The organism is Streptomyces sp. NPDC091972, from assembly GCF_044756385.1.
Classification (GTDB): domain Bacteria; phylum Actinomycetota; class Actinomycetes; order Streptomycetales; family Streptomycetaceae; genus Streptomyces.
This window is the reverse complement of record NZ_JBIVSV010000001.1, coordinates 165,443-183,748: the sequence shown is the minus strand read 5'-3', so window position 1 is coordinate 183,748 and position 18,306 is coordinate 165,443. Positions and strand designations below refer to the sequence as shown.

The window sequence follows — 18,306 nt, the reverse complement described above, 5'->3', positions numbered from 1 at the left end:
GGATCGTGGGGAACTGCGGGCCCGCTGTGGCCGGTCGCGCAGTTCCCCGCGCCCCTTCAGAGCGCTTCCGTCACCTTGCCCGACACGACCTCCAAGCGGCGCGTCACCCTCACCGCGTCCAGCATCCGGCGGTCGTGGGTGACCAGCAGCAGCGTGCCCTCGTAGGCGTCCAGCGCTGATTCCAGCTGCTCGATCGCCGGCAGGTCGAGGTGGTTCGTCGGCTCGTCCAGGACCAGGAGGTTGACGCCCCTGCCCTGGAGAAGGGCCAGCGCCGCCCGCGTCCGCTCCCCCGGTGACAGGGTCGCCGCCGAGCGGGAGACGTGGTCGGACTTGAGACCGAACTTGGCGAGCAGGGTGCGGACCTCCACCGGTTCGGTGTCGGGGACCGCCGCGCAGAAGGCGTCCAGCAGGGATTCCTCGCCGTGGAACAGCTTGCGGGCCTGGTCGACCTCGCCGATCAGGACGCCTGAGCCGAGGGACGCCTGGCCGGAGGTCAGCGGCACCCGGCCCAGCAGGGCGCCGAGCAGGGTGGACTTGCCGGCGCCGTTCGCGCCCGTGACCGCCACCCGGTCCGCCCAGTCGATCTGGAGGGACACCGGGCCGAGCACGAAGTCGCCGTGGCGCACCTCGGCGTCCCGCAGTGTCGCGACGACCGCGCCCGAGCGGGGGGCCGAGGCGATCTCCATGCGCAGTTCCCACTCCTTGCGCGGCTCCTCGACCACGTCCAGGCGTTCGATCATGCGCTGGGTCTGACGGGCCTTCGCGGCCTGCTTCTCGCTGGCCTCGCTGCGGAACTTGCGGCCGATCTTGTCGTTGTCGTTGCCCGCCTTGCGGCGCGCGTTCTTCACGCCCTTGTCCATCCAGGAGCGCTGCATCTGCGCGCGGTCCTGGAGGGCGGCCCGCTTGTCGGCGTACTCCTCGTAGTCGTCCCGGGCGTGCCGGCGGGCGACCTCGCGCTCCTCCAGGTAGGCGTCGTAGCCGCCGCCGTAGAGGGTGATCCGCTGCTGGACCAGGTCGAGTTCGAGGACCTTGGTGACCGTGCGGGTGAGGAACTCGCGGTCGTGGCTGACCACCACCGTGCCGGCGCGCAGGCCCTTCACGAACCGCTCCAGGCGCTCCAGGCCGTCCAGGTCGAGGTCGTTGGTGGGCTCGTCGAGGAGGAAGACGTCGTAGCGGGAGAGCAGGAGGGAGGCGAGACCGGCCCGGGCCGCCTGGCCTCCCGAGAGGGAGGTCATGGGCTGGTCCAGGTCGACCGCGAGGCCGAGGGAGTCGGCGACCTCCTCGGCGCGTTCGTCGAGGTCGGCGCCGCCGAGGTCCAGCCAGCGCTCCAGGCTGGTGGCGTACGCGTCGTCGGCGCCGGGGGCCCCGTCGACCAGGGCCTGGGTCGCCTCGTCCATCACCCGCTGGGCCTCGGCGACCCCGGTGCGGCGGGCGAGGAACGCGCGCACGGACTCCCCCTGGCGCCGCTCCGGCTCCTGCGGCAGATGCCCGACGGTGGCCGTCGGCGGGGAGAGCCGGAGTTCCCCCTCCTCGGGTGCGAGCAGGCCCGCGAGCATCCTGAGCAGCGTGGACTTGCCGGCGCCGTTGGCCCCGACCAGGCCGATCACGTCTCCGGGGGCGACCACGAGGTCGAGCCCGCTGAACAGGGAGCGGTCGCCGTGGCCGGCGGCGAGGTTCTTGGCGACGAGGGTGGCAGTCATCAGACCGTCGATCCTAATGGCCGGCCGAGACCGCGCGCTCCCCGGTTATCAGTGGGCCATCGCCTCCACCAGCACACTTGTCGAGGTCCGCGCCACCACGAACGACTCCCCCCTGACCGCCTTGGCGTCCAGGGCGATCCGGTGCCGGCCAGCCTCCAGGACGCCGTCGAAGACCTCCCGCACGTGGGTGCGGTACAGCCGGTCCAGGCGGTACGCCGTCAGGCGGACCCGGCAGGGCGAGGTGACCTCGACGCCCGCCTCGCCGTCGGCGGCCACCAGACGGGTCAGCCGGCGCTGTTCGAGGGGGCTGCGGTCCAGGGCGTGTTCTATCTGGGCCACGAGCAGCGGGACGATCGGGGCGAGACCGTCGACGTACGCCACGTCGACCCCGGCGCGTGCGAACGAGCGGCGTACGGCGGCTCGTTCGTCCTCGGTGACCGCGCGGCCGAAGGCGACGGCGCCGTAGCCGCGCAGTTCTTCGGCGGGGACGTCGCCCACCTCGCGGGTGATGTCGGCGCCGATGCCGATGGTCCGCAGGGCGGCGGCCAGTTTGGCGAGGACGGCGACACGGGCGCCGATGAGCAGGACGCGGCGGCGCGCGCCCTCGGACTCGCCGCCGTCCCGGAGGAGGGAGGCGAGCGCCGCCCGGTACTCGACGCCCCGGAAACGGAACGGCCCGATTCCGTGGTAGCCGTTGAGCTGGAGGTCCACGGCCTCGGCGGTCTGCCAGGCGAAGTCCCGCCAGATGAAGTCGTCGCCGTCCCGCTCGATGACGGCGGTGACGGCACCGCAGGCGAGGTCCGCGCACTCGGGGCAGCCGTAGATGACGTGGCGACCGCTCGGAAGCGGGGCCTCCGTCTCGCCCAGCAGGCTGCGGACCTGGGCGGTGAAGATGGCGGGCGGGACGTCGGAGGCGAGGGGGGAGACGGCGTCGAGGTCGGAGAGCTGGAAGAGGAGCGGGCGGCCGTCGACGATGAAGTCGACGAAGTCCCGGTGCACCTGGACGTCACCGTTGGCGAGAACTCCACCGGCACGCATCGCCGGTGCCAGGCCGAAGGTCGCGTATGCGGCAGACATGGTGTGAGTATTCCCGGCTTTGGGCCGGTCTGAGCACGGCATGCCTCATTCCGCCGCCGCGGGACGGCGGAACCGCCGGACGGCCGGGGGGAGTTGGTGGCGCGGCCCGGCGCCGCGGCGTACGCGTGGTCGAAGGGGGACCGGTCGGAACGGGTGTGACCGTGGCGCGCGGAGGAGGCGGACGGGCTCGCCTCCTCCCGCCGCGCGCCGGGGTCAGCCGTGGTCGTGGCCCAGCGGGTCGCCCTCCGTCTCGGTGCCGGGGCCCGGACCGATCTGGATCCCGAAGTCGCCGTCGTACTTCCGGTGGCCCTCGATCACGGCGAGTTCGACGGCCTCGGAGCCCATCTCGCCGCGCACGATGACCGGGTCCCGGCGCAGGTCGCGCATGAGGGCGACGCACATGCCGATCATCACGAGGACGAAGGGCGCGGCGGCCAGGATCGTGAGGTTCTGAAGGCCGGTGAGCGCGTCGCCCTGGCCGCTGCCGACGAGCAGCATGATCGCGGCGACCGCTCCGGTGACCACGCCCCAGAACACGACGACGAACCGGCCCGGTTCGAGGGCGCCCTTCTGGGACAGGGTGCCCATCACGATGGACGCGGCGTCGGCGCCGGAGACGAAGAAGATGCCGACCAGGATCATCACGAGCAGGCTGGTCACGGTGGCGACGGGGAACTCCTGGAGCACGCCGAAGAGCTGGCCCTCGGGGGTGTCCTCACCGCCGAGCGCGCCGCCCTCCTTCAGCTTCATGGCCGTACCGCCGAAGATCGCGAACCAGACGAGGCTGACCGTGCTGGGGACGAGGATGACGCCGCCGACGAACTGGCGGATGGTGCGGCCGCGGCTGATGCGGGCGATGAACATGCCGACGAAGGGCGTCCAGGAGATCCACCAGGCCCAGTAGAAGACGGTCCAGCTGCCGAGCCAGTCCGCGACGCCCTTGCCGCCGCTGGCCTCGGTGCGGCCGGCGAGCTGGGGCAGGTCGCCGAGGTAGGAGAAGATCGAGGTGGGCAGCAGGTCGAGGACGATGATCGTGGGCCCCGCGACGAACACGAACACTGCGAGGATCAGGGCGAGCACCATGTTGGTGTTGGACAGCCACTGGATGCCCCGCTCGATGCCGGAGACCGCCGACAGCACGAAGGCCAGGGTCAGCACGGCGATGATCGTGACGAGGAGGCCGGTGCTGACGTCGTCCATCCAGTCCAGTTCCTGGAAGCCGGAGCCGATCTGGAGGGCGCCGAGGCCGAGGGAGGCGGCGGAGCCGAAGACGGTGGCGATGATCGCGAGGATGTCGATCACCCGGCCGGCGGCGCCGTTCGCGTGCTTCTCCCCGATGAGGGGGGTGAACACGGCGCTGATGGTCTGGCGCCGGCGCTTGCGGAAGGTGCTGTAGGCGATGCCGAGCCCGACCACCGCGTAGATCGCCCAGGGGTGCAGCGTCCAGTGGAAGAGGGTGGTGGCCATCGCCGTCTCCATGCGTTCACCGGAGTTGGCGGGGTCGGTGCCCGGGGGCGGGGTCGTGTAGTGCGAGAGGGGCTCGCTGACGCCGTAGAACATCAGGCCGATGCCCATGCCGGCGCTGAACATCATCGCGACCCAGGACACCGTCTTGAACTCGGGCTCCTCGCCCTCGGAGCCGAGGTGGATGCGGCCGTAGCGGCTCATCGCGAGCCACAGGGCGAACACCACGAAGCACGAGGCGGCCAGCATGAAGGCCCAGCCGCCGTTGTGGATCAGCCCGTTCAGCATGGTGGTGGAGACGTCCTCCAGGGAGTCCGTCGCCGCCCAGCCCCAGATCACGAAGGCCAGGGTGATGACGGCGGTGACACCGAACACCACCCGGTCGGTCTCGTGGCCGAGAATGCCCGCGGGAAATCCCCGGCCGCCTCTCTTCTTCAGGTCTTCAGTCATCTGCGGCACCTTCCCCTGGAGCGGTGGATACCCCGGTTTTCACACAGTTCCCCAGGACCTACCACAGGTGCCGCAGATCTCGACCGATTCAGCAGCCGGTGTCGGGCTCCCCGGCCGTCAGGTGGTACGGGGCGCGGGCGTCGAGGAGCAGCGGGACGAGGGCACGCAGGGGCTGTTCCAGGGGAACGTATGTTCCTTTCGTCCGCACTCCGTGCAGGGCGAGTTCGTCCTTCACCTCCGTGTACTGGGCGTCGGTGAGCCGGTAGCCGCAGGGCGGGTCCTGGATCACCTCGGCCGGCTCGGGCGGGTCGTTGTCGGCGCCGCCGAGGAGGACGGGGCCCGTCGAGGGCCGGTGGCGGGCCTTGCCGGTGGCCTTCTCGATCTGGCCGCGGCGCTCCTCGGCGAACCGGAACAGGCCCTTGAGCGCGGCCAGTTGCGAGTGCACGCGGCGCCGGTTGTTGCCCGCCTCGTCGGTGGCGGCGAGCGGTTCGACCCGGCTCTCGATCAGCAGGCCGACCGCGTGCTTGATCCCGGACATGTTGCGCAGGATGCGTTCCTGGCCGTCACCGGCGACCTGCCGGACGGGTTCCCCGGTGACCGGGTCGGTCCAGATGCCGTACGTGCCGGTCGTGTACCCGGCGTCTTCGGCAGCCGGTCGTACGTACGCCCGGGACAGGGTCTCGGCCTCGTCGTGGACGGCCTCGGCGGTGTTGAGGTTGCGGGGCCAGAGGTCGAAGAGGTCCTTGTCGTAGTAGCGGGGGGTGGCTGAGTACTCGTGCAGGTCGTAGATCACGTCCGGCTGCCGGTCCCGTACGACCCGCGCCATGGCGCGTGCCTCGGCGGTGGCCAGGGCGAGATGGTCGCGGTTGATGTCGACGCCGTCGCTGTTGCCGCGGGTGTCGGCGGCCCGGCCGTCCGGGTTGGCGGTGGGCACGACCAGCACGGTGGTGCGGTCGAGGAAGCGCCGGGTGCGGGAGTCCTTCGCGTACGCCAGGTCGCGGACCTTGCTCAGACAGGCCTCGCGGCCGGACGGCTCGTCGCCGTGCTGGCTGCACACGAGCAGCACCTTGGCGGGTGCGTGGCGTGCGCCGATCCGGACGAGGTGCAGGGGTCGGCCCTGTTTCGTGGTGCCGATGCGGTCGAGGGAGACCCGGCCGCTCGACCGGTCGACCCGGGTGAGGAAGTCCAGCTCCTCGGCCTCGCTCGTCCAGCGGGCGCCCGCCGACTGCTCGAAGCCGGTGCGGGGCGGGGCCTCGGCGGCTTCGGCCGGTGCCGCGATCAGGGACGCGGCGAGCGCCGCCACGCTCGCGGTGACGGCTCGGATCATCGTCCTCCCTCCGGGACACGGTGGGCGGTGCGCGGGGCCCGGACACCGTCGAGGGCTCCTGTCTCCTGCGGTACGGCCCTGTCGGCGCCCTTCGTCGCGTGCGCGAAGGCGGAGGCGCCGCCGACCAGCGGGACGCGGGCCGAGGTGCGGGACAGGTCGAGCGTGAGGGTGGGCCGGGTGGACGGCGGGTCGATGAGGTCCTTGTCGGTGCCCGCGACGATCAGGGCGAGCCGGTGGCCCGCAGGGACGACGTGGTCCGTGGCGCCCAGGTCCAGGGTGATGGTGTAGGCCTTGCCCGGGGTGAGCGGGACGCCCTTCCCGGCGTCGGCCCAGGTACCGAGGTCGGCCCAGCCGCGGCTGACCACCGTGTGGTCGACGGCGGTGGTCCTCGCCCGCGTCTCCTTGAAGCAGGCGCTGTCACCGGTGGTGCTCAGGCCCCAGCAGGTGCGGTCGGTGAGGGTGGTGATGCCTTCCCCGCTCGCCGCGTAGTCGCGGACGGTGTCGGGGCCGAGGTCCACGAGGACGGCGGAGAGATGGGCCGTCGAGGTGGTCGGCGTCGCGGTGACGGTCACCTCGGAGGCGCCGGACAGGCGGAGGTCCCTGGTGAGGGTGCCGGTGGTGAAGCCCGCCTTGTCGGGGGTCGGGGTGTCGATCCGGGCGGCCCAGTCGGTCTCGCTGAGGGCGGGGTCGTCGGTGAAGGTCTCGGTGCCCCTGGCCCTGGTCAGACCGAGGGTGCCGACGCCGGGCCGGTCGCCCCGGGCGGGGCGCAGGGTGGCCTGGGACGTGCCCCGCGGCGGCCAGGACTTCGAGGTGACCCACTGGTCGGGCCGGCGTTCGATGTCGGCCATGGGCTCACGGTCGATGCCGTTGTCGTAGCCGAGGAGTTCGTGGTCGAACCACCGGTGCAGGGTGTCGACCCACTCCGCGCGCCGGAAGTCGAAGGGGTCGACGTGCCCGGTCTGGGAGAGCCAGATCTTGCGCTGGACGCCGTTCTTCGCGAGGGCGTCCCACCACGGGCCGACGTGCTGGAGGCGGACGTTGAGGTCCTGCATGCCGTGGACGAGGAAGACACTGGCCCTGACCTTGCGGGCGTCCTTCACGTAGTCGCGCTCGGTCCACAGCGGAGTCCGGTCGCCGGTGCGGGGCGCCTGGTCGACGAGTTTCTGCTGGACGGCGGCACACTTGGCGCGGGCGTCGGGGCTGTCGACGTAGTTCGAGAGCCAGTCGGGACCGGAGTCGTAGAGCGGGGCGCCCTGGGAGAAGTAGTAGTCGTACCAGGTGGAGATGGCGCTGATCGGGACGATGGTCCGCAGACCCTCGACTCCGGTCGCGGCGACGCCGTTGGCGATGGTGCCGTCCCAGCTCTTGCCGATCATGCCGGTTCTGCCGTTGGTCCAGCCGGCCCTGGCCTTCGCGGTGCCCGTGCGGCTCGTGTAGGCGGTGCCCCGGCCGTTCAGCCAGTCGACGACCGCCTTGGCGGACTGGATGTCGGAGCGGCCGCCGACGTCCACACAGCCGTCGGAGCGGTTGGTCCCGGCGAGGTCGACACCGACGAAGGCGTAGCCGCGGGGCACGAAGTAGTTGTCGTAGAACAGCGGCATCTGCACGACGTGGCCGTCCGCGTCGTACGTCTTCAGCTGGCTCTCGTTGCCGCGCCCGCAGCAGGAGTAGTAGGGGCTGGCGTCCATGATGACCGGCACCTTGCGGCCCTGCCGGGCTGCTTCGCGGGGCCGGACGATGTCGACGGCGACGCGGTCGGTCCTCCCGTCCCCGTCGCCGTCGAGACGGGTGTCCACCCAGACGGCCTCGCGGACGGCGTTCTCATACGAGTAGACCGGCCGGCTCTCCCGCGGGCCCGTCCTGTCCAGTGCCTGCGCGGTCGCGGGGGCGAGGAAGGTCGCCAGCAGGGCGGCGGTGGCCGCGGCGGCGGTCGCGAGCGGTCTCCAGGTCGTGAAGCGCGTGCGTATCGGCATGCGCGGACGGTACTGCGGTCAACTCCCGCACAAAAGAGGGCCCCTTGGGTCCGTGACGGCCGAATGGCGATCGTGTGACAGGGGTGTTCGTGGACACATCCAGCTCACAGGTGGTGAATAGGCTGCGAACAGACTTCGTGCCCCTACGACTTGGAGCTTTCGTGCACCGCAGACTCATCGCACCGGGCGCACTCGCGGCGGCCTCCCTGATGCTGGCGATCCCGGCGTCGGCGGCGGGCTTCTCCCCCGGCGCTCCGGGCATCGGCGACCCCTACTACCCGGACTACGGCAACGGCGGATACGACGTCTCCCACTACGACCTGCGGCTGAAGTACCAGCCCGCCACCGACGAACTGGAGGGCACCGCCACCCTCCTGGCCCGCACCACCCAGGACCTGTCCCGCTTCGACCTGGACTTCCTCCTCGACGTGAGCGAGGTGCGGGTCAACGGCGCGAAGGCGTCCTTCACCACCTCCGGCGAGCACGAGCTGGAGATCACCCCGAAGTCCCCGCTGCCCCAGGGCACTTCCGTCACGGTGGTGGTCCGCTACCGCGGGGTGCCGTCGTCGAAGCAGGCGTACGGCTTCACGAGCTGGCACCGCACCCCGGACGGCGGGGTCGGGGCGAACGAACCCGAGGCCGCCTGGTGGTGGTTCCCGAGCAACGACCACCCGCTCGACAAGGCCACCTACGACGTGTCGGTGCTGGTGCCGGACGGCAGCCAGGCCATCTCCAACGGCACGCTCCAGTCGACGAGTTCACGCCTCGGCTGGACCCGCTGGAACTGGCGCTCCGACAAGCCGCAGGCCACCTACCTCGCGACCCTCGCCGTCGGCCGCTTCGACATCACCACCGGCACGACCGACAGCGGCATTCCGGTCGTCAACGCCTACAGCAAGGACCTCGGTGCCAACTCCGGTGCCGCACGGGCGAGTGTCGAGCGGACCGGGGAGATCGCCGACTGGCTGAGCGGGTACTTCGGGCCGTACCCCTTCGGCGCGCTCGGCGGCTATGTGCCGAACACGACCACCGGGTACGCCCTGGAGACCCAGACCCGGCCCTTCTACAGTCCGCGCCAGTTCGCGAACGGCTCCAACACCTCCGTGGTCGTCCATGAGTTGGCCCACCAGTGGTACGGCGACCTGGTGTCGGTGCGCGGCTGGAAGGACATCTGGATCAACGAGGGCTTCGCTCGGTACGCCCAGTGGCTGTGGTCCGAGCACGAGGGCGAGGGGACCGCGCAGGAACTCGCCGACTACGTGTACGCCTCGCATCCGGCCGACGACGCGTTCTGGACGGTCAGGCCGGGTGACCCCGGTCCGGAGAACCAGTTCGACATCGCCGTCTACGACCGGGGCGCGCTGGCCCTTCAGGCCCTGCGCAACGAAATCGGGGACGAGGCGTTCTTCGCGGTGCTCAAGGGCTGGCCGCAGAAGCACGCGTACGGCAACGCGTCGGTCGCCGACTTCCAGCGGTACGCCGAGGAGGTGTCGGGGCAGCCGCTGGCCGCGCTGTTCGACGCGTGGCTGTTCCAGCCGTCGAAGCCGGGGGCGCCCGCGGCGCGGGGTGCGTCGATCGCGAGGACCGCGGAGGCTCCCGTTCAGCCGAGGTCGTGGAAGAGGATCGCGGCGACGAACGACGTGCACGAGCACGAGCACGTCGGGTAGCGCCTGGGGCGGCTTCGGGGAGGGGCCGGGGCAGGCCGGGGCAGGCCGGGGCGGTTCTATCCTTCGACGCCCGTCGAGGTGTGGGCCGCTCCGACCGGCTTGGACTCCGGTGAGCCGCGCTGCCGGAGGTAGACGGACAGGATGGCCATGGAGGCCACCGCGAGGAGTTCGGACTGCCAGTTCTGCAGGGTGCGGCTCCAGAAGTCCGCGGACCCGATGTAGCTGGTCCAGCTCACCGGGGCCTCCAGCCGGCGGAGTTGCTCCTCGTTGTAGGCGGCGACTCCGCTGATCGACTGGGCCAGCCAGGAGAGGACGAAGACGGCGCCCATGACCAGCCCGAGGGAGTGCGAGTAGAGCCCTCGGCGCAGTCCGTCGGCGGCGGCCCACCGCGGGGAGTCGCGGTGGGCGTACCGTCCGACCCGCTGGTCCCGGTCGGACTCCGTCCCGGCCTTGTGCATCTCCTTCGACTCGGGCGAGCCGCGCTGGAGCAGCCAGACCGTCGCGGTGATGTAGAGGAAGAACTGGAGGTACTCCGACTGCCAGTTCTCCGTCACGTCGACGGCGAAGTCGGAGGACATCAGGTACTCGCCGAAGCCGATCCGCGCGAGTCCCTCGGTGGCGAGCTGGTTGTTGAAGTCCGCGTAGCCCGCGATCGCCTGTCCGGCCAGGGCCAGCAGGAATCCGACGCCGAAGGCCAGGCCGAGGCCGTTGTCACGGAGGAAACCGCGGGTGCGGGTGGTCGCCGGTCTGCGTGTGGTCATCGGTGCATCAGCCCCACGGCGGTGAAGTAGACGAGGCCGCCGAGGACGACGACCAGGCAGAGCGTGAACAGGGTCCGCATACTCGTCAGCCTCCCTGGAGCATGCACTGGTACGGCCGGCCCGGGCGGGGGGTGCAGCCGGCCGCGACGACCTTCCAGCCGTCGGGGAACAGGGAGAGGAAGAGGGTGTCCGCGTCGAGGACGACGCGGGCCTGTCGGCCGTACACGTCGACGCGGTGAGTGGTGCCGCCGAGGGGGATGTCCTGGGAGGAGATCGCCTTCGCGCAGCTCGCCTTCTCGGACTCCTCCAGTTCGCCGCGGGTCTCCGGGGCCAGGGCCGCGCAGAGGCCGGCCGGGTCGTCGGCGCGCAGCAGCCGCTCGAACCCGGCGGCCGAGGTCCCGGCGTCCGATCGGCGCTCCTGGACGCTGCCGCAGCCGGAGAGGACCAGTCCCAGCAGGGCCAGGCACGTCAGGGTGCTCATCCGGTGCGGCTTGCTCACCGGGTCCGGGTACCCGTTTCCTCCTCTTCCAAGAGAGCGGCCAGGCGGGTGAGGAGCGCGTCCCTGGTGATCGCGTCGGTCTCCGTCGACGGCACGGTGCAGGCGTGGGCGCCGGCCACCGCGCCGTACAGGGCGCATCGGTGCGGGGGCTCGCCGGCCAGGCGGCCGAAGAGGTAGGCGGCGGCGAAGGCGTCACCGGCGCCGTTGGAGTCGATCACGGGGGCGGGTGGGGTCACCGGCGGGACGTGGGTGAATGCGTCGTCGGCAAGGAGGTAGGCGCCCTCGGCGCCGGCGGTGGCGACGACCGCCTCGGCTCGGCCCCGGGCGGCGACGTCGCGCAGGGTGCGCTCGGGGTCGGTGAGGGCGGCCGCGGACAGGAAGACCACGTCGGCCGCGAGGGCGAACTCCTCGTGGTACGGGTTCTCGCCGTCCCAGTCGTGGAGGTCGGTGGAGAGGGTGGCGCCGGTCTCCCTGAGGAGCGGGAGGGCGTGGGCGCACGGGTGGGTGATCGAGACGTGGACATGGCGGGCGGCTTCGGCGAGCGGCCGGAGGATGTCCGCGGGGAGCCGGTCGTCGGCGTGGGCACGGCTGGTGTCGTACAGTGACAGGCGCCTGCCGTCGGGGCCGACGAGGTTGACGGCCCGCTTGGTGCCGGCGGGCTGGGGGACGGCGGTGAGTGCGATGCCGCGGTCGCGGTGCAGGGCGCGGACGAGGTCGCCCTCCGGGTCGTCGCCGAGGAAGTCCAGGTGGTGGGTGTGCACGCCGAGGGCGCCGAGGCCCACGGCGACGAAGTCCCCGGTCTGTCCGGCGCGGGTGCGGATGCCGGAGTCGATCATGTAGCTGTCGGCGTAGGGCAGGGGCAGCTCGGGCACGTACACGACGGTGTCCACCCCGGCGCCGCCCAGCACGAGCACGTCGATGTCCCGGCGCACCTCAGCCCTCCCCGTGGTCGTAGACGGTGACCGCGAGGTCCCTCGTCAGGAGCCTCTCGACGATCAGGGGCTCGATGCGGTTCCACTGGCCTCCCGCCAGTCCGCACCCTATCCGCGGCATGTGCACGGACGCGCCGAGCTCCACCGCCTTGTCGGCCACCCGGCCGAGGGCCTCGTCGATCGCCTCGTAGCGGACCGGGACGCCCCTGCTGCCCTTGCGGATGCCCCGCTGCCCGATCATGTTGGCCACCCAGACATACCGCTCGACCTGCACGAACTGCGCGGCGCCCAGCCCGAAATCGTTCGACGCGCGCCCACGGTGCCAGGCGCGGTAGGCGGCCTCCGGTTCCGGCCAGCGCCGTGACACCGCCACGACGAATCCCTTGCCCCAGCCCCCGATGTCGTTGCAGACGTGCGCGATCAGTTGCACGCCTTTCGCGGACGGAGCGGTGGCGTCGCCTCGGATGTACTTGATCTCCCCCATGACGCCACCGTAAGGGTTGCCACTGACAGTGCCCCCTCGTCAGTTCCTGAGGTCGGTCAGTTCTCGGTCCGTCGTGCGTTCCACCCTGCTGCGGACGCCGAACCAGCCGGCCACCAGCAGGACCGCGATGAGGGGGATCAGCAGGAGGGTCTTGCGGCCGACCTCGGGGTCGTTCCCCATCATGCCGAGGCAGGCCAGGAGGAAGGCGATCGTGGTGATCTCGGTGACCGGGCTGAACGGGAGGCGGAAGGAGGGGCGGGTGACCAGGCCCGAGCGGGCGCGGCGGACGAAGACCAGGTGGCAGATCATGATGATGACCCAGGTGCTGATGATGCCGAGGGAGGCGACGTTCAGCACGATCTCGAAGGCCTGGCTCGGCATGAGGTAGTTCAGGCCCACGCCGAGGACGCAGACCGCGCAGGTGAGGAGGATGCCGCCGTAGGGGACCTGGCTGCGGTTCATCCGGGCCGTGAACCTCGGCGCCGAACCCGCCGTCGCCATCGAGCGCAGGATGCGGCCCGTGGAGTACAGGCCGGAGTTCAGCGAGGACATCGCCGCCGTCAGGACGACCAGGTTCATCACGTCACCGGCAGCCGGAACCCCGATCTTCGACAGGACGGTGACGAAGGGGCTCTCGTCGGCGGAGTACACCGAGCCCGGCAGGAGCAGGGCCAGCAGGACGACCGAGCCGACGTAGAACAGGCCCACCCGCCACATGATCGAGTTCACCGCACGCGGGACGACCTTCTCCGGCTCCGCGGTCTCGCCCGCCGCGACACCGACCAGTTCGAGGGCGGCGTACGCGAAGATCACGCCCTGCATGACGAGGACGACCGGCATCACACCGTGCGGGAGGACGCCGCCGTTGTCCGTGATCACCGACACGCCGGGCGTCCGGCCGCCCACCTCGTGCTGCGTCGCCAGCAGGAAGATGCCGATCAGCATGAAGCCGACGAGCGTGGCGACCTTGACGATCGCGAACCAGAACTCCATCTCGCCGAAGATCTTCACCGAGATCAGGTTCACGGCGAGGGCCACCGCGAGAGCGATGAGGGCCAGCGTCCACTGCGGGATGTCGGTGAACAGGCTCCAGTAGTGCGTGTAGAGCGCGATCGCGGTGATGTCGGCGATGCCGGTCGTCGACCAGTTCAGGAAGTACATCCAGCCGGCGACGTACGCGCCCTTCTCCCCGAGGAACTCGCGCGCGTACGACACGAAGGAGCCCGAGGAGGGGCGGTAGAGGACCAGCTCGCCCAGGGCCCGGACGACGAAGAAGGCGAAGATCCCGCAGACCAGGTAGGCCAGTGCCAGCGCCGGGCCCGCCGTGTGGAGGCGTCCCCCCGCGCCCAGGAAGAGCCCGGTGCCGATCGCGCCGCCGATGGCGATCATGTTGACGTGGCGGGCCTTGAGGTCCTTGCTGTAACCGGCGTCGCCCGCGTCGGCGGGCACCCGGGCCACGTCGGTGCGGGAGGCGGCCTGTGCCGATTGCACGGCGTCCTTGCTCACGGTGGTTCCACTCTCTGGTGCGCCCCGGCGGGTCCCGCTCGGGTGTCCGGACGTGCGTCGGCCCGTACCTCTTCGTGAAAGGCACAGGCCAAGGGGCCACCTTCCCCGGAAACGGCTCGGCACGCGGTGGCGGACGTCACAGCGGGGCGCATCTCACATGATCGGAGAGGGACCGCCGACCGGGTGTCACAGAAGTGGTGAGACAGCGATACTGCTGCACATGACGACCGACCCCTCCCCCGGTGCCGAGGAGCAGACTCTCACCGTCGACGAGCTGGCCGCGCGGGCCGGGGTCACGGTCCGCACGGTCCGCTTCTACGGCACGCGAGGACTGCTGCCGCCGCCGGTGATCGGTCCGCGCCGGGTCGGTCACTACGGCCGTGAGCACCTCGCACGCCTCGCGCTGATCGAGGAGCTCCAGCACCAGGGGATGACGCTGGCGGCGATCGAGCGGTACGTGCAGCAGCTCCCGGCCGACCTGAGCGACCACGACCTGGCGATCCACCGGGCCGTGGTGGCCTCCTGGGCCCCGGACGTCGTGGAGCGGGTGACGCGCGAGGAGCTGCGGCGGCGGGCGGGGCGGGAGCTGAGCGACGACGACCTGGAGCGGCTCGCCGCGATGGACGTCGTGCGGCGGGACGGTGACGGCTACCGCGTGGACCTGGGGCTGCTCCGGCTCGGTGTCGGCCTGCTCGACGTCCCGCTGTCGCAGGAGGCGATCCTCGCCTCGCGGAAGGTGCTCATCGAGCACTCGCGGGCTGCCGCGCACGAGTTGTCGCAGCTGTTCCGGGGCGAGGTGGCCGAACGTGCCGCGCGGGACGTGAAGTCGCTGTCCGCACACATGGAACCCCTGGTCGTGCAGGCCCTGTTGACGACCTTCCAGCGGTCCCTGAAGGAGGAGCTGCGGGAGTGGACGTCGGAGGTGGGTGCGGAGGCGGAGGGAGGGGGGTCCTGACGTCTCCGGCGTCCTCTCACCGCCCCGGACGCCGGGCGGGCCCGCACCGCCCGCCCGGCGTTCACGGCGTCCGGGTCACTCGTCCGCGAAACGGCCGCCGCTCTCCGCCTTCTCGACCAGCAGCGCCGGGGGCGTGAAACGCTCGCCGTACCGGTCCGCCAGTTCACGCGCGCGTGCCACGAAGCCCGGCAGCCCGCCCTCGTAGCCGTTGATGTACTGGAGGACGCCGCCCGTCCAGCCGGGGAAGCCGATGCCGAAGATCGAGCCGATGTTGGCGTCGGCGACCGAGGTCAGGACCCCCTCCTCCAGGAGCCTGACCGTGTCCAGGGCCTCGGAGAACAGCATGCGTTCCTGCATGTCCTCGAAGGGGATCTCCGAGCCCGGCCGGGTGAAGTGCTCGCGCAGGCCCGGCCACAGCGCCGACCGCTTGCCGTCGTCTCCGTAGTCGTAGAAGCCGCCGCCTCCGCTGCGGCCGGTGCGGCCGAACTCGTCGACCATGCGGTCGATGACCGCTTCGGCGGGGTGGGGCGTCCAGGTGCCGCCCGCCTCCTCGACCGCCTGCCGGGTCTCCTTGCGGATCTTGCGCGGGAGCGTCAGCGTCAGCTCGTCCATCAGGGACAGGACCTTGGCCGGGTAGCCGGCCTGCGCCGCCGCCTGTTCGATCGACGCGGGCTCGATGCCCTCGCCGACCATCGCGACACCCTCGTTGAGGAAGTGGCCGATCACGCGGGAGGTGAAGAAGCCGCGGGAGTCGTTGACGACGATCGGGGTCTTCTTGATCTGCCGGACCAGGTCGAAGGCCCTCGCGAGGGCTTCCTCGCCCGTGCGCTCGCCCTTGATGATCTCGACCAGGGGCATCTTGTCGACCGGCGAGAAGAAGTGCAGGCCGATGAAGTCGTCCTGGCGTTCCACGCCTTCGGCGAGCGCGGTGATCGGCAGGGTCGAGGTGTTGGAGCACAGCAGCGCGTCCGGCTCGACGATGTGCTGGATCTCCTGGAAGACCTTGTGCTTCAGCGCCGTGTCCTCGAAGACGGCCTCGATGACCGCGTCGCAGCCGGCGAGGTCCTGGGCGTCTGCCGTCGGGGTGATGCGGGCCAGGAGCGCGTCGGCCTTCTCCTGCGTCGTACGGCCCCGGGAGACCGCCTTCGCGCAGAGCTTCTCCGAGTAGGCCTTGCCCTTGGCCGCCGCCTGCGCGGACACGTCCTTCAGGACCACGTCGATGCCCGCGCGGGCGCACGAGTACGCGATGCCCGCGCCCATCATGCCGGCGCCGAGCACGGCCACCTTGCGGACCTGCCGGGGCTCGATCCCCTTGGGGCGGTTCGCGCCGGAGTTGACCGCCTGGAGGTCGAAGAAGAACGCCTGGATCATGTTCTTCGAGGTCTGGCCGGCCGCCAGCTCGACGAAGTAGCGCGCCTCGATGACCTGCGCGGTCTCGAAGTCGACCTGGGCGCCTTCCACGGCGGCCGCGAGGATGGCGCGCGGGGCGGGGTAGGGCGCGCCGCCTGTCTGCTTGCGCAGGTTCGCCGGGAAGGCGGGCAGGTTCGCCGCGAACTTGGGGTGGGCGGGGGTGCCGCCGGGGATGCGGTAGCCGGGCTTGTCCCAGGGCTGCTGGGACTCGGGGTTGGCCTCGATGAACGCGCGGGCCTTGGCGAGGAGTTCGTCCTGCGTGGCGGCCACGTCGTCGACCAGGCCGTTCTGGAGGGCGCGCTGCGGGGCGTACTGCGTGCCCTGGAGCAGGACCTTCAGGAGGGCGTCGGCGATGCCGAGCATGCGGACCGTACGGACGACTCCGCCGCCTCCGGGGAGCAGGCCGAGCGTGACCTCGGGGCAGCCGATCTTGGAGCCGGGCGCGTCGAGGGCGATGCGGTGGTGGCAGGCCAGGGCGATCTCGTAACCGCCGCCCAGGGCCGCTCCGTTGATGGCGGCGACGACCGGCTTGCCCAGGGTCTCGATGCGGCGCAGGTTGCGCTTGATGGCGAGGCCGCCGTCGAACAGGTCCTGCGCGGTCTCGGGGGTGACCCGGATCAGGTCGCGCAGGTCGCCGCCGGCGAAGAAGGTCTTCTTGGCGGAGGTGATGATGACACCGCGGATGGTGTCCTTCTCGGCCTCCAGGCGGTCGGTGATCACCGCGAGGGAGTCGCGGAACGCCTGGTTCATGGTGTTAGCGGACTGGTCGGGGTCGTCGATGACGAGGGTGACGACGCCCGTGCGGTCCTGTTCCCAGCGGATGGTCGTGGACTGAGTGCTCATGTGGAAGTGCTCCGTGTGATCCGTCGTATCCGTGGGAGGGGGTCAGATGCGCTCGACGACGGTGGCGATGCCCATGCCGCCGCCGACACAGAGGGTCGCGAGGCCGTACCGCTTGTCCTGGCGCTCCAGTTCGTCGATCAGGCTGCCCAGGATCATGGCGCCGGTCGCGCCGAGCGGGTGGCCCAGCGCGATCGCGCCGCCGTTGACGTTGACCTTGTCCAGGGAGAGGCCCATGTCCTTCACGAAGCGCAGGACGACCGCCGCGAAGGCCTCGTTGATCTCCACGAGGTCGATGTCGTCGATGGTCAGGCCGGCCCTGGCGAGTGCCTTGCGGGTGGCGGGCGCGGGGCCGGTGAGCATGATGGTGGGCTCGGAGCCGGAGACGGCCGCGGCCACGATCCGCGCGCGCGGGGTGAGGCCGTAGCGCTCGCCGACCTCCTTGGAGCCGATCGCGACCAGGGCGGCGCCGTCCACGATGCCGGAGGAGTTGCCCGCGTGGTGGACGTGGTCGATCCTCTCGACCCAGTGGTACTTCTGCAGGGCCACGGCGTCGAAGCCGCCGAGGTCGCCGATGTCCGCGAAGGACGGCTTGAGCTTGCTCAGGGAGTCGGCGGTGGTGCCAGGCCGCAGGTGTTCGTCGTGGTCGAGGACGGTCAGGCCGCTGCGGTCCTTGACGGGGACGACGGAGCGGTCGAAGCGGCCCTCCTTCCAGGCCGTCGCCGCGCGCTCCTGGCTGAGAGCGGCGTATTCGTCGACGTCACGCCGTGAGAAGCCCTCGATCGTGGCGATCAGGTCGGCGCCGATGCCCTGCGGCACGAAATTGACGGCGAGGTTGGTCATCGGGTCGTTGAACCAGGCGCCGCCGTCGGAGGCCATCGGCACCCGGGACATCGACTCGACACCGCCCGCGAGGACCAGGTCCTCCCAGCCCGAACGGACCTTGGCGGCGGCCATGTTGACGGCTTCGAGGCCCGAGGCACAGAAGCGGTTCTCCTGCACGCCCGCGACCGTGTCCGGCAGGCCCGCGGCGATCGCGGCGATCCGGGCGATGTCGGAGCCCTGGTCGCCGACCGGCCCGACAACGCCGAGCACGATGTCGTCGACGGCCGCCGGGTCCAGGTCCGGGAAGCGGGCCCGGATCTCGTGGATGAGTCCCACGACCAGGTCGATGGGCTTGGTGCCGTGCAGGGCGCCGTTCGCCTTGCCGCGGCCGCGCGGGGTGCGGATCGCGTCGTACACGTACGCTTCGGTGCTCACG

The 18,306-nt window shown here is 71.1% G+C and carries 14 protein-coding genes; 2 read left to right on the top strand and 12 right to left on the bottom strand.

Going from position 1 to position 18,306, the window contains the following annotated elements:
* Positions 1–56: 56 nt before the first annotated feature.
* From abc-f to ACIQJT_RS00785, 5 genes are all read right to left on the bottom strand, one after another.
* Positions 57–1,700 carry a ribosomal protection-like ABC-F family protein gene (abc-f, locus tag ACIQJT_RS00805; protein ID WP_365454228.1) on the bottom strand — a complete coding sequence of 548 codons (1,644 nt, stop codon included), beginning with the start codon at positions 1,698–1,700 and terminating at the stop codon, positions 57–59.
* A 48-nt stretch (positions 1,701–1,748) separates the two neighbouring features.
* Positions 1,749–2,777, bottom strand: a complete 1,029-nt coding sequence (locus ACIQJT_RS00800) for an oxidoreductase (RefSeq protein WP_402638734.1) — start codon at positions 2,775–2,777, stop codon at positions 1,749–1,751.
* A gap of 213 nt (positions 2,778–2,990) precedes the next feature.
* The gene (locus ACIQJT_RS00795; protein WP_365454222.1) at positions 2,991–4,691 is read right to left on the bottom strand and encodes a BCCT family transporter; all 1,701 of its coding nucleotides are present in this window, start codon (positions 4,689–4,691) and stop codon (positions 2,991–2,993) included.
* An 88-nt stretch (positions 4,692–4,779) separates the two neighbouring features.
* Entirely contained in the window at positions 4,780–6,018 is a 1,239-nt protein-coding gene (locus tag ACIQJT_RS00790) for a M14 family metallocarboxypeptidase (RefSeq protein ID WP_402638732.1), read from the bottom strand.
* Positions 6,015–7,991: a Xaa-Pro dipeptidyl-peptidase gene (locus ACIQJT_RS00785; protein ID WP_402638730.1), complete on the bottom strand. Its 1,977-nt coding sequence runs from the start codon at positions 7,989–7,991 to the stop codon at positions 6,015–6,017. The genes ACIQJT_RS00790 and ACIQJT_RS00785 overlap by 4 nt, the downstream gene beginning before the upstream one ends.
* Positions 7,992–8,152: 161 nt before the next feature.
* On the opposite strand from ACIQJT_RS00785, the gene ACIQJT_RS00780 reads away from it, so the two are divergent.
* Positions 8,153–9,658 carry a M1 family metallopeptidase gene (locus ACIQJT_RS00780; RefSeq protein WP_402638728.1) on the top strand — a complete coding sequence of 502 codons (1,506 nt, stop codon included), beginning with the start codon at positions 8,153–8,155 and terminating at the stop codon, positions 9,656–9,658.
* Between the two features lie 56 nt (positions 9,659–9,714).
* Here ACIQJT_RS00780 and ACIQJT_RS00775 read toward each other — a convergent pair whose 3' ends face one another.
* The 5 genes from ACIQJT_RS00775 to ACIQJT_RS00755 all read right to left on the bottom strand — a co-directional run bounded on the left by ACIQJT_RS00775 (position 9,715) and on the right by ACIQJT_RS00755 (position 13,840).
* Positions 9,715–10,419 carry a DUF6766 family protein gene (locus ACIQJT_RS00775; RefSeq protein WP_402638726.1) on the bottom strand — a complete coding sequence of 235 codons (705 nt, stop codon included), beginning with the start codon at positions 10,417–10,419 and terminating at the stop codon, positions 9,715–9,717.
* A gap of 85 nt (positions 10,420–10,504) precedes the next feature.
* On the bottom strand, positions 10,505–10,918 hold the full coding sequence (locus tag ACIQJT_RS00770) for a hypothetical protein (RefSeq protein ID WP_402638724.1): 414 nt from the start codon (positions 10,916–10,918) through the stop codon (positions 10,505–10,507).
* Positions 10,915–11,850, bottom strand: a complete 936-nt coding sequence (locus ACIQJT_RS00765) for an adenosine kinase (protein WP_402638721.1) — start codon at positions 11,848–11,850, stop codon at positions 10,915–10,917. The genes ACIQJT_RS00770 and ACIQJT_RS00765 overlap by 4 nt, the downstream gene beginning before the upstream one ends.
* A 1-nt stretch (position 11,851) precedes the next feature.
* Positions 11,852–12,334: a macro domain-containing protein gene (locus ACIQJT_RS00760; protein ID WP_402638718.1), complete on the bottom strand. Its 483-nt coding sequence runs from the start codon at positions 12,332–12,334 to the stop codon at positions 11,852–11,854.
* A 39-nt stretch (positions 12,335–12,373) separates the two neighbouring features.
* Positions 12,374–13,840 (bottom strand): amino acid permease, encoded by a 1,467-nt coding sequence (locus ACIQJT_RS00755; protein WP_402638716.1) that lies wholly within the window; start codon positions 13,838–13,840, stop codon positions 12,374–12,376.
* A gap of 220 nt (positions 13,841–14,060) precedes the next feature.
* Here ACIQJT_RS00755 and ACIQJT_RS00750 point away from each other — a divergent pair, with 220 nt between their 5' ends.
* A complete protein-coding gene (locus tag ACIQJT_RS00750) occupies positions 14,061–14,795 on the top strand; it encodes a MerR family transcriptional regulator (RefSeq protein ID WP_365454198.1) in 735 nt (244 codons plus the stop codon).
* Positions 14,796–14,870: 75 nt separating this feature from the next.
* Here ACIQJT_RS00750 and ACIQJT_RS00745 read toward each other — a convergent pair whose 3' ends face one another.
* Complete coding sequence (locus tag ACIQJT_RS00745; RefSeq protein WP_402638714.1) at positions 14,871–17,048, bottom strand: 3-hydroxyacyl-CoA dehydrogenase NAD-binding domain-containing protein; 2,178 nt, start codon at positions 17,046–17,048, stop codon at positions 14,871–14,873.
* Between the two features lie 42 nt (positions 17,049–17,090).
* Positions 17,091–18,305 carry an acetyl-CoA C-acetyltransferase gene (locus ACIQJT_RS00740; protein ID WP_402638711.1) on the bottom strand — a complete coding sequence of 405 codons (1,215 nt, stop codon included), beginning with the start codon at positions 18,303–18,305 and terminating at the stop codon, positions 17,091–17,093.
* Position 18,306: the final 1 nt, after the last annotated feature.

What these genes read in the sequence shown, in the direction of transcription:
- abc-f (WP_365454228.1), bottom strand. Translation starts at nt 1,700, where the DNA reads ATGACTGCCACCCTCGTCGCCAAGAACCTCGCCGCCGGCCACGGCGAC.
- ACIQJT_RS00800 (WP_402638734.1), bottom strand. Translation starts at nt 2,777, where the DNA reads ATGTCTGCCGCATACGCGACCTTCGGCCTGGCACCGGCGATGCGTGCC.
- ACIQJT_RS00795 (WP_365454222.1), bottom strand. Translation starts at nt 4,691, where the DNA reads ATGACTGAAGACCTGAAGAAGAGAGGCGGCCGGGGATTTCCCGCGGGC.
- ACIQJT_RS00790 (WP_402638732.1), bottom strand. Translation starts at nt 6,018, where the DNA reads ATGATCCGAGCCGTCACCGCGAGCGTGGCGGCGCTCGCCGCGTCCCTG.
- ACIQJT_RS00785 (WP_402638730.1), bottom strand. Translation starts at nt 7,991, where the DNA reads ATGCCGATACGCACGCGCTTCACGACCTGGAGACCGCTCGCGACCGCC.
- ACIQJT_RS00775 (WP_402638726.1), bottom strand. Translation starts at nt 10,419, where the DNA reads ATGACCACACGCAGACCGGCGACCACCCGCACCCGCGGTTTCCTCCGT.
- ACIQJT_RS00760 (WP_402638718.1), bottom strand. Translation starts at nt 12,334, where the DNA reads ATGGGGGAGATCAAGTACATCCGAGGCGACGCCACCGCTCCGTCCGCG.
- ACIQJT_RS00750 (WP_365454198.1), top strand. Translation starts at nt 14,061, where the DNA reads ATGACGACCGACCCCTCCCCCGGTGCCGAGGAGCAGACTCTCACCGTC.
- ACIQJT_RS00745 (WP_402638714.1), bottom strand. Translation starts at nt 17,048, where the DNA reads ATGAGCACTCAGTCCACGACCATCCGCTGGGAACAGGACCGCACGGGC.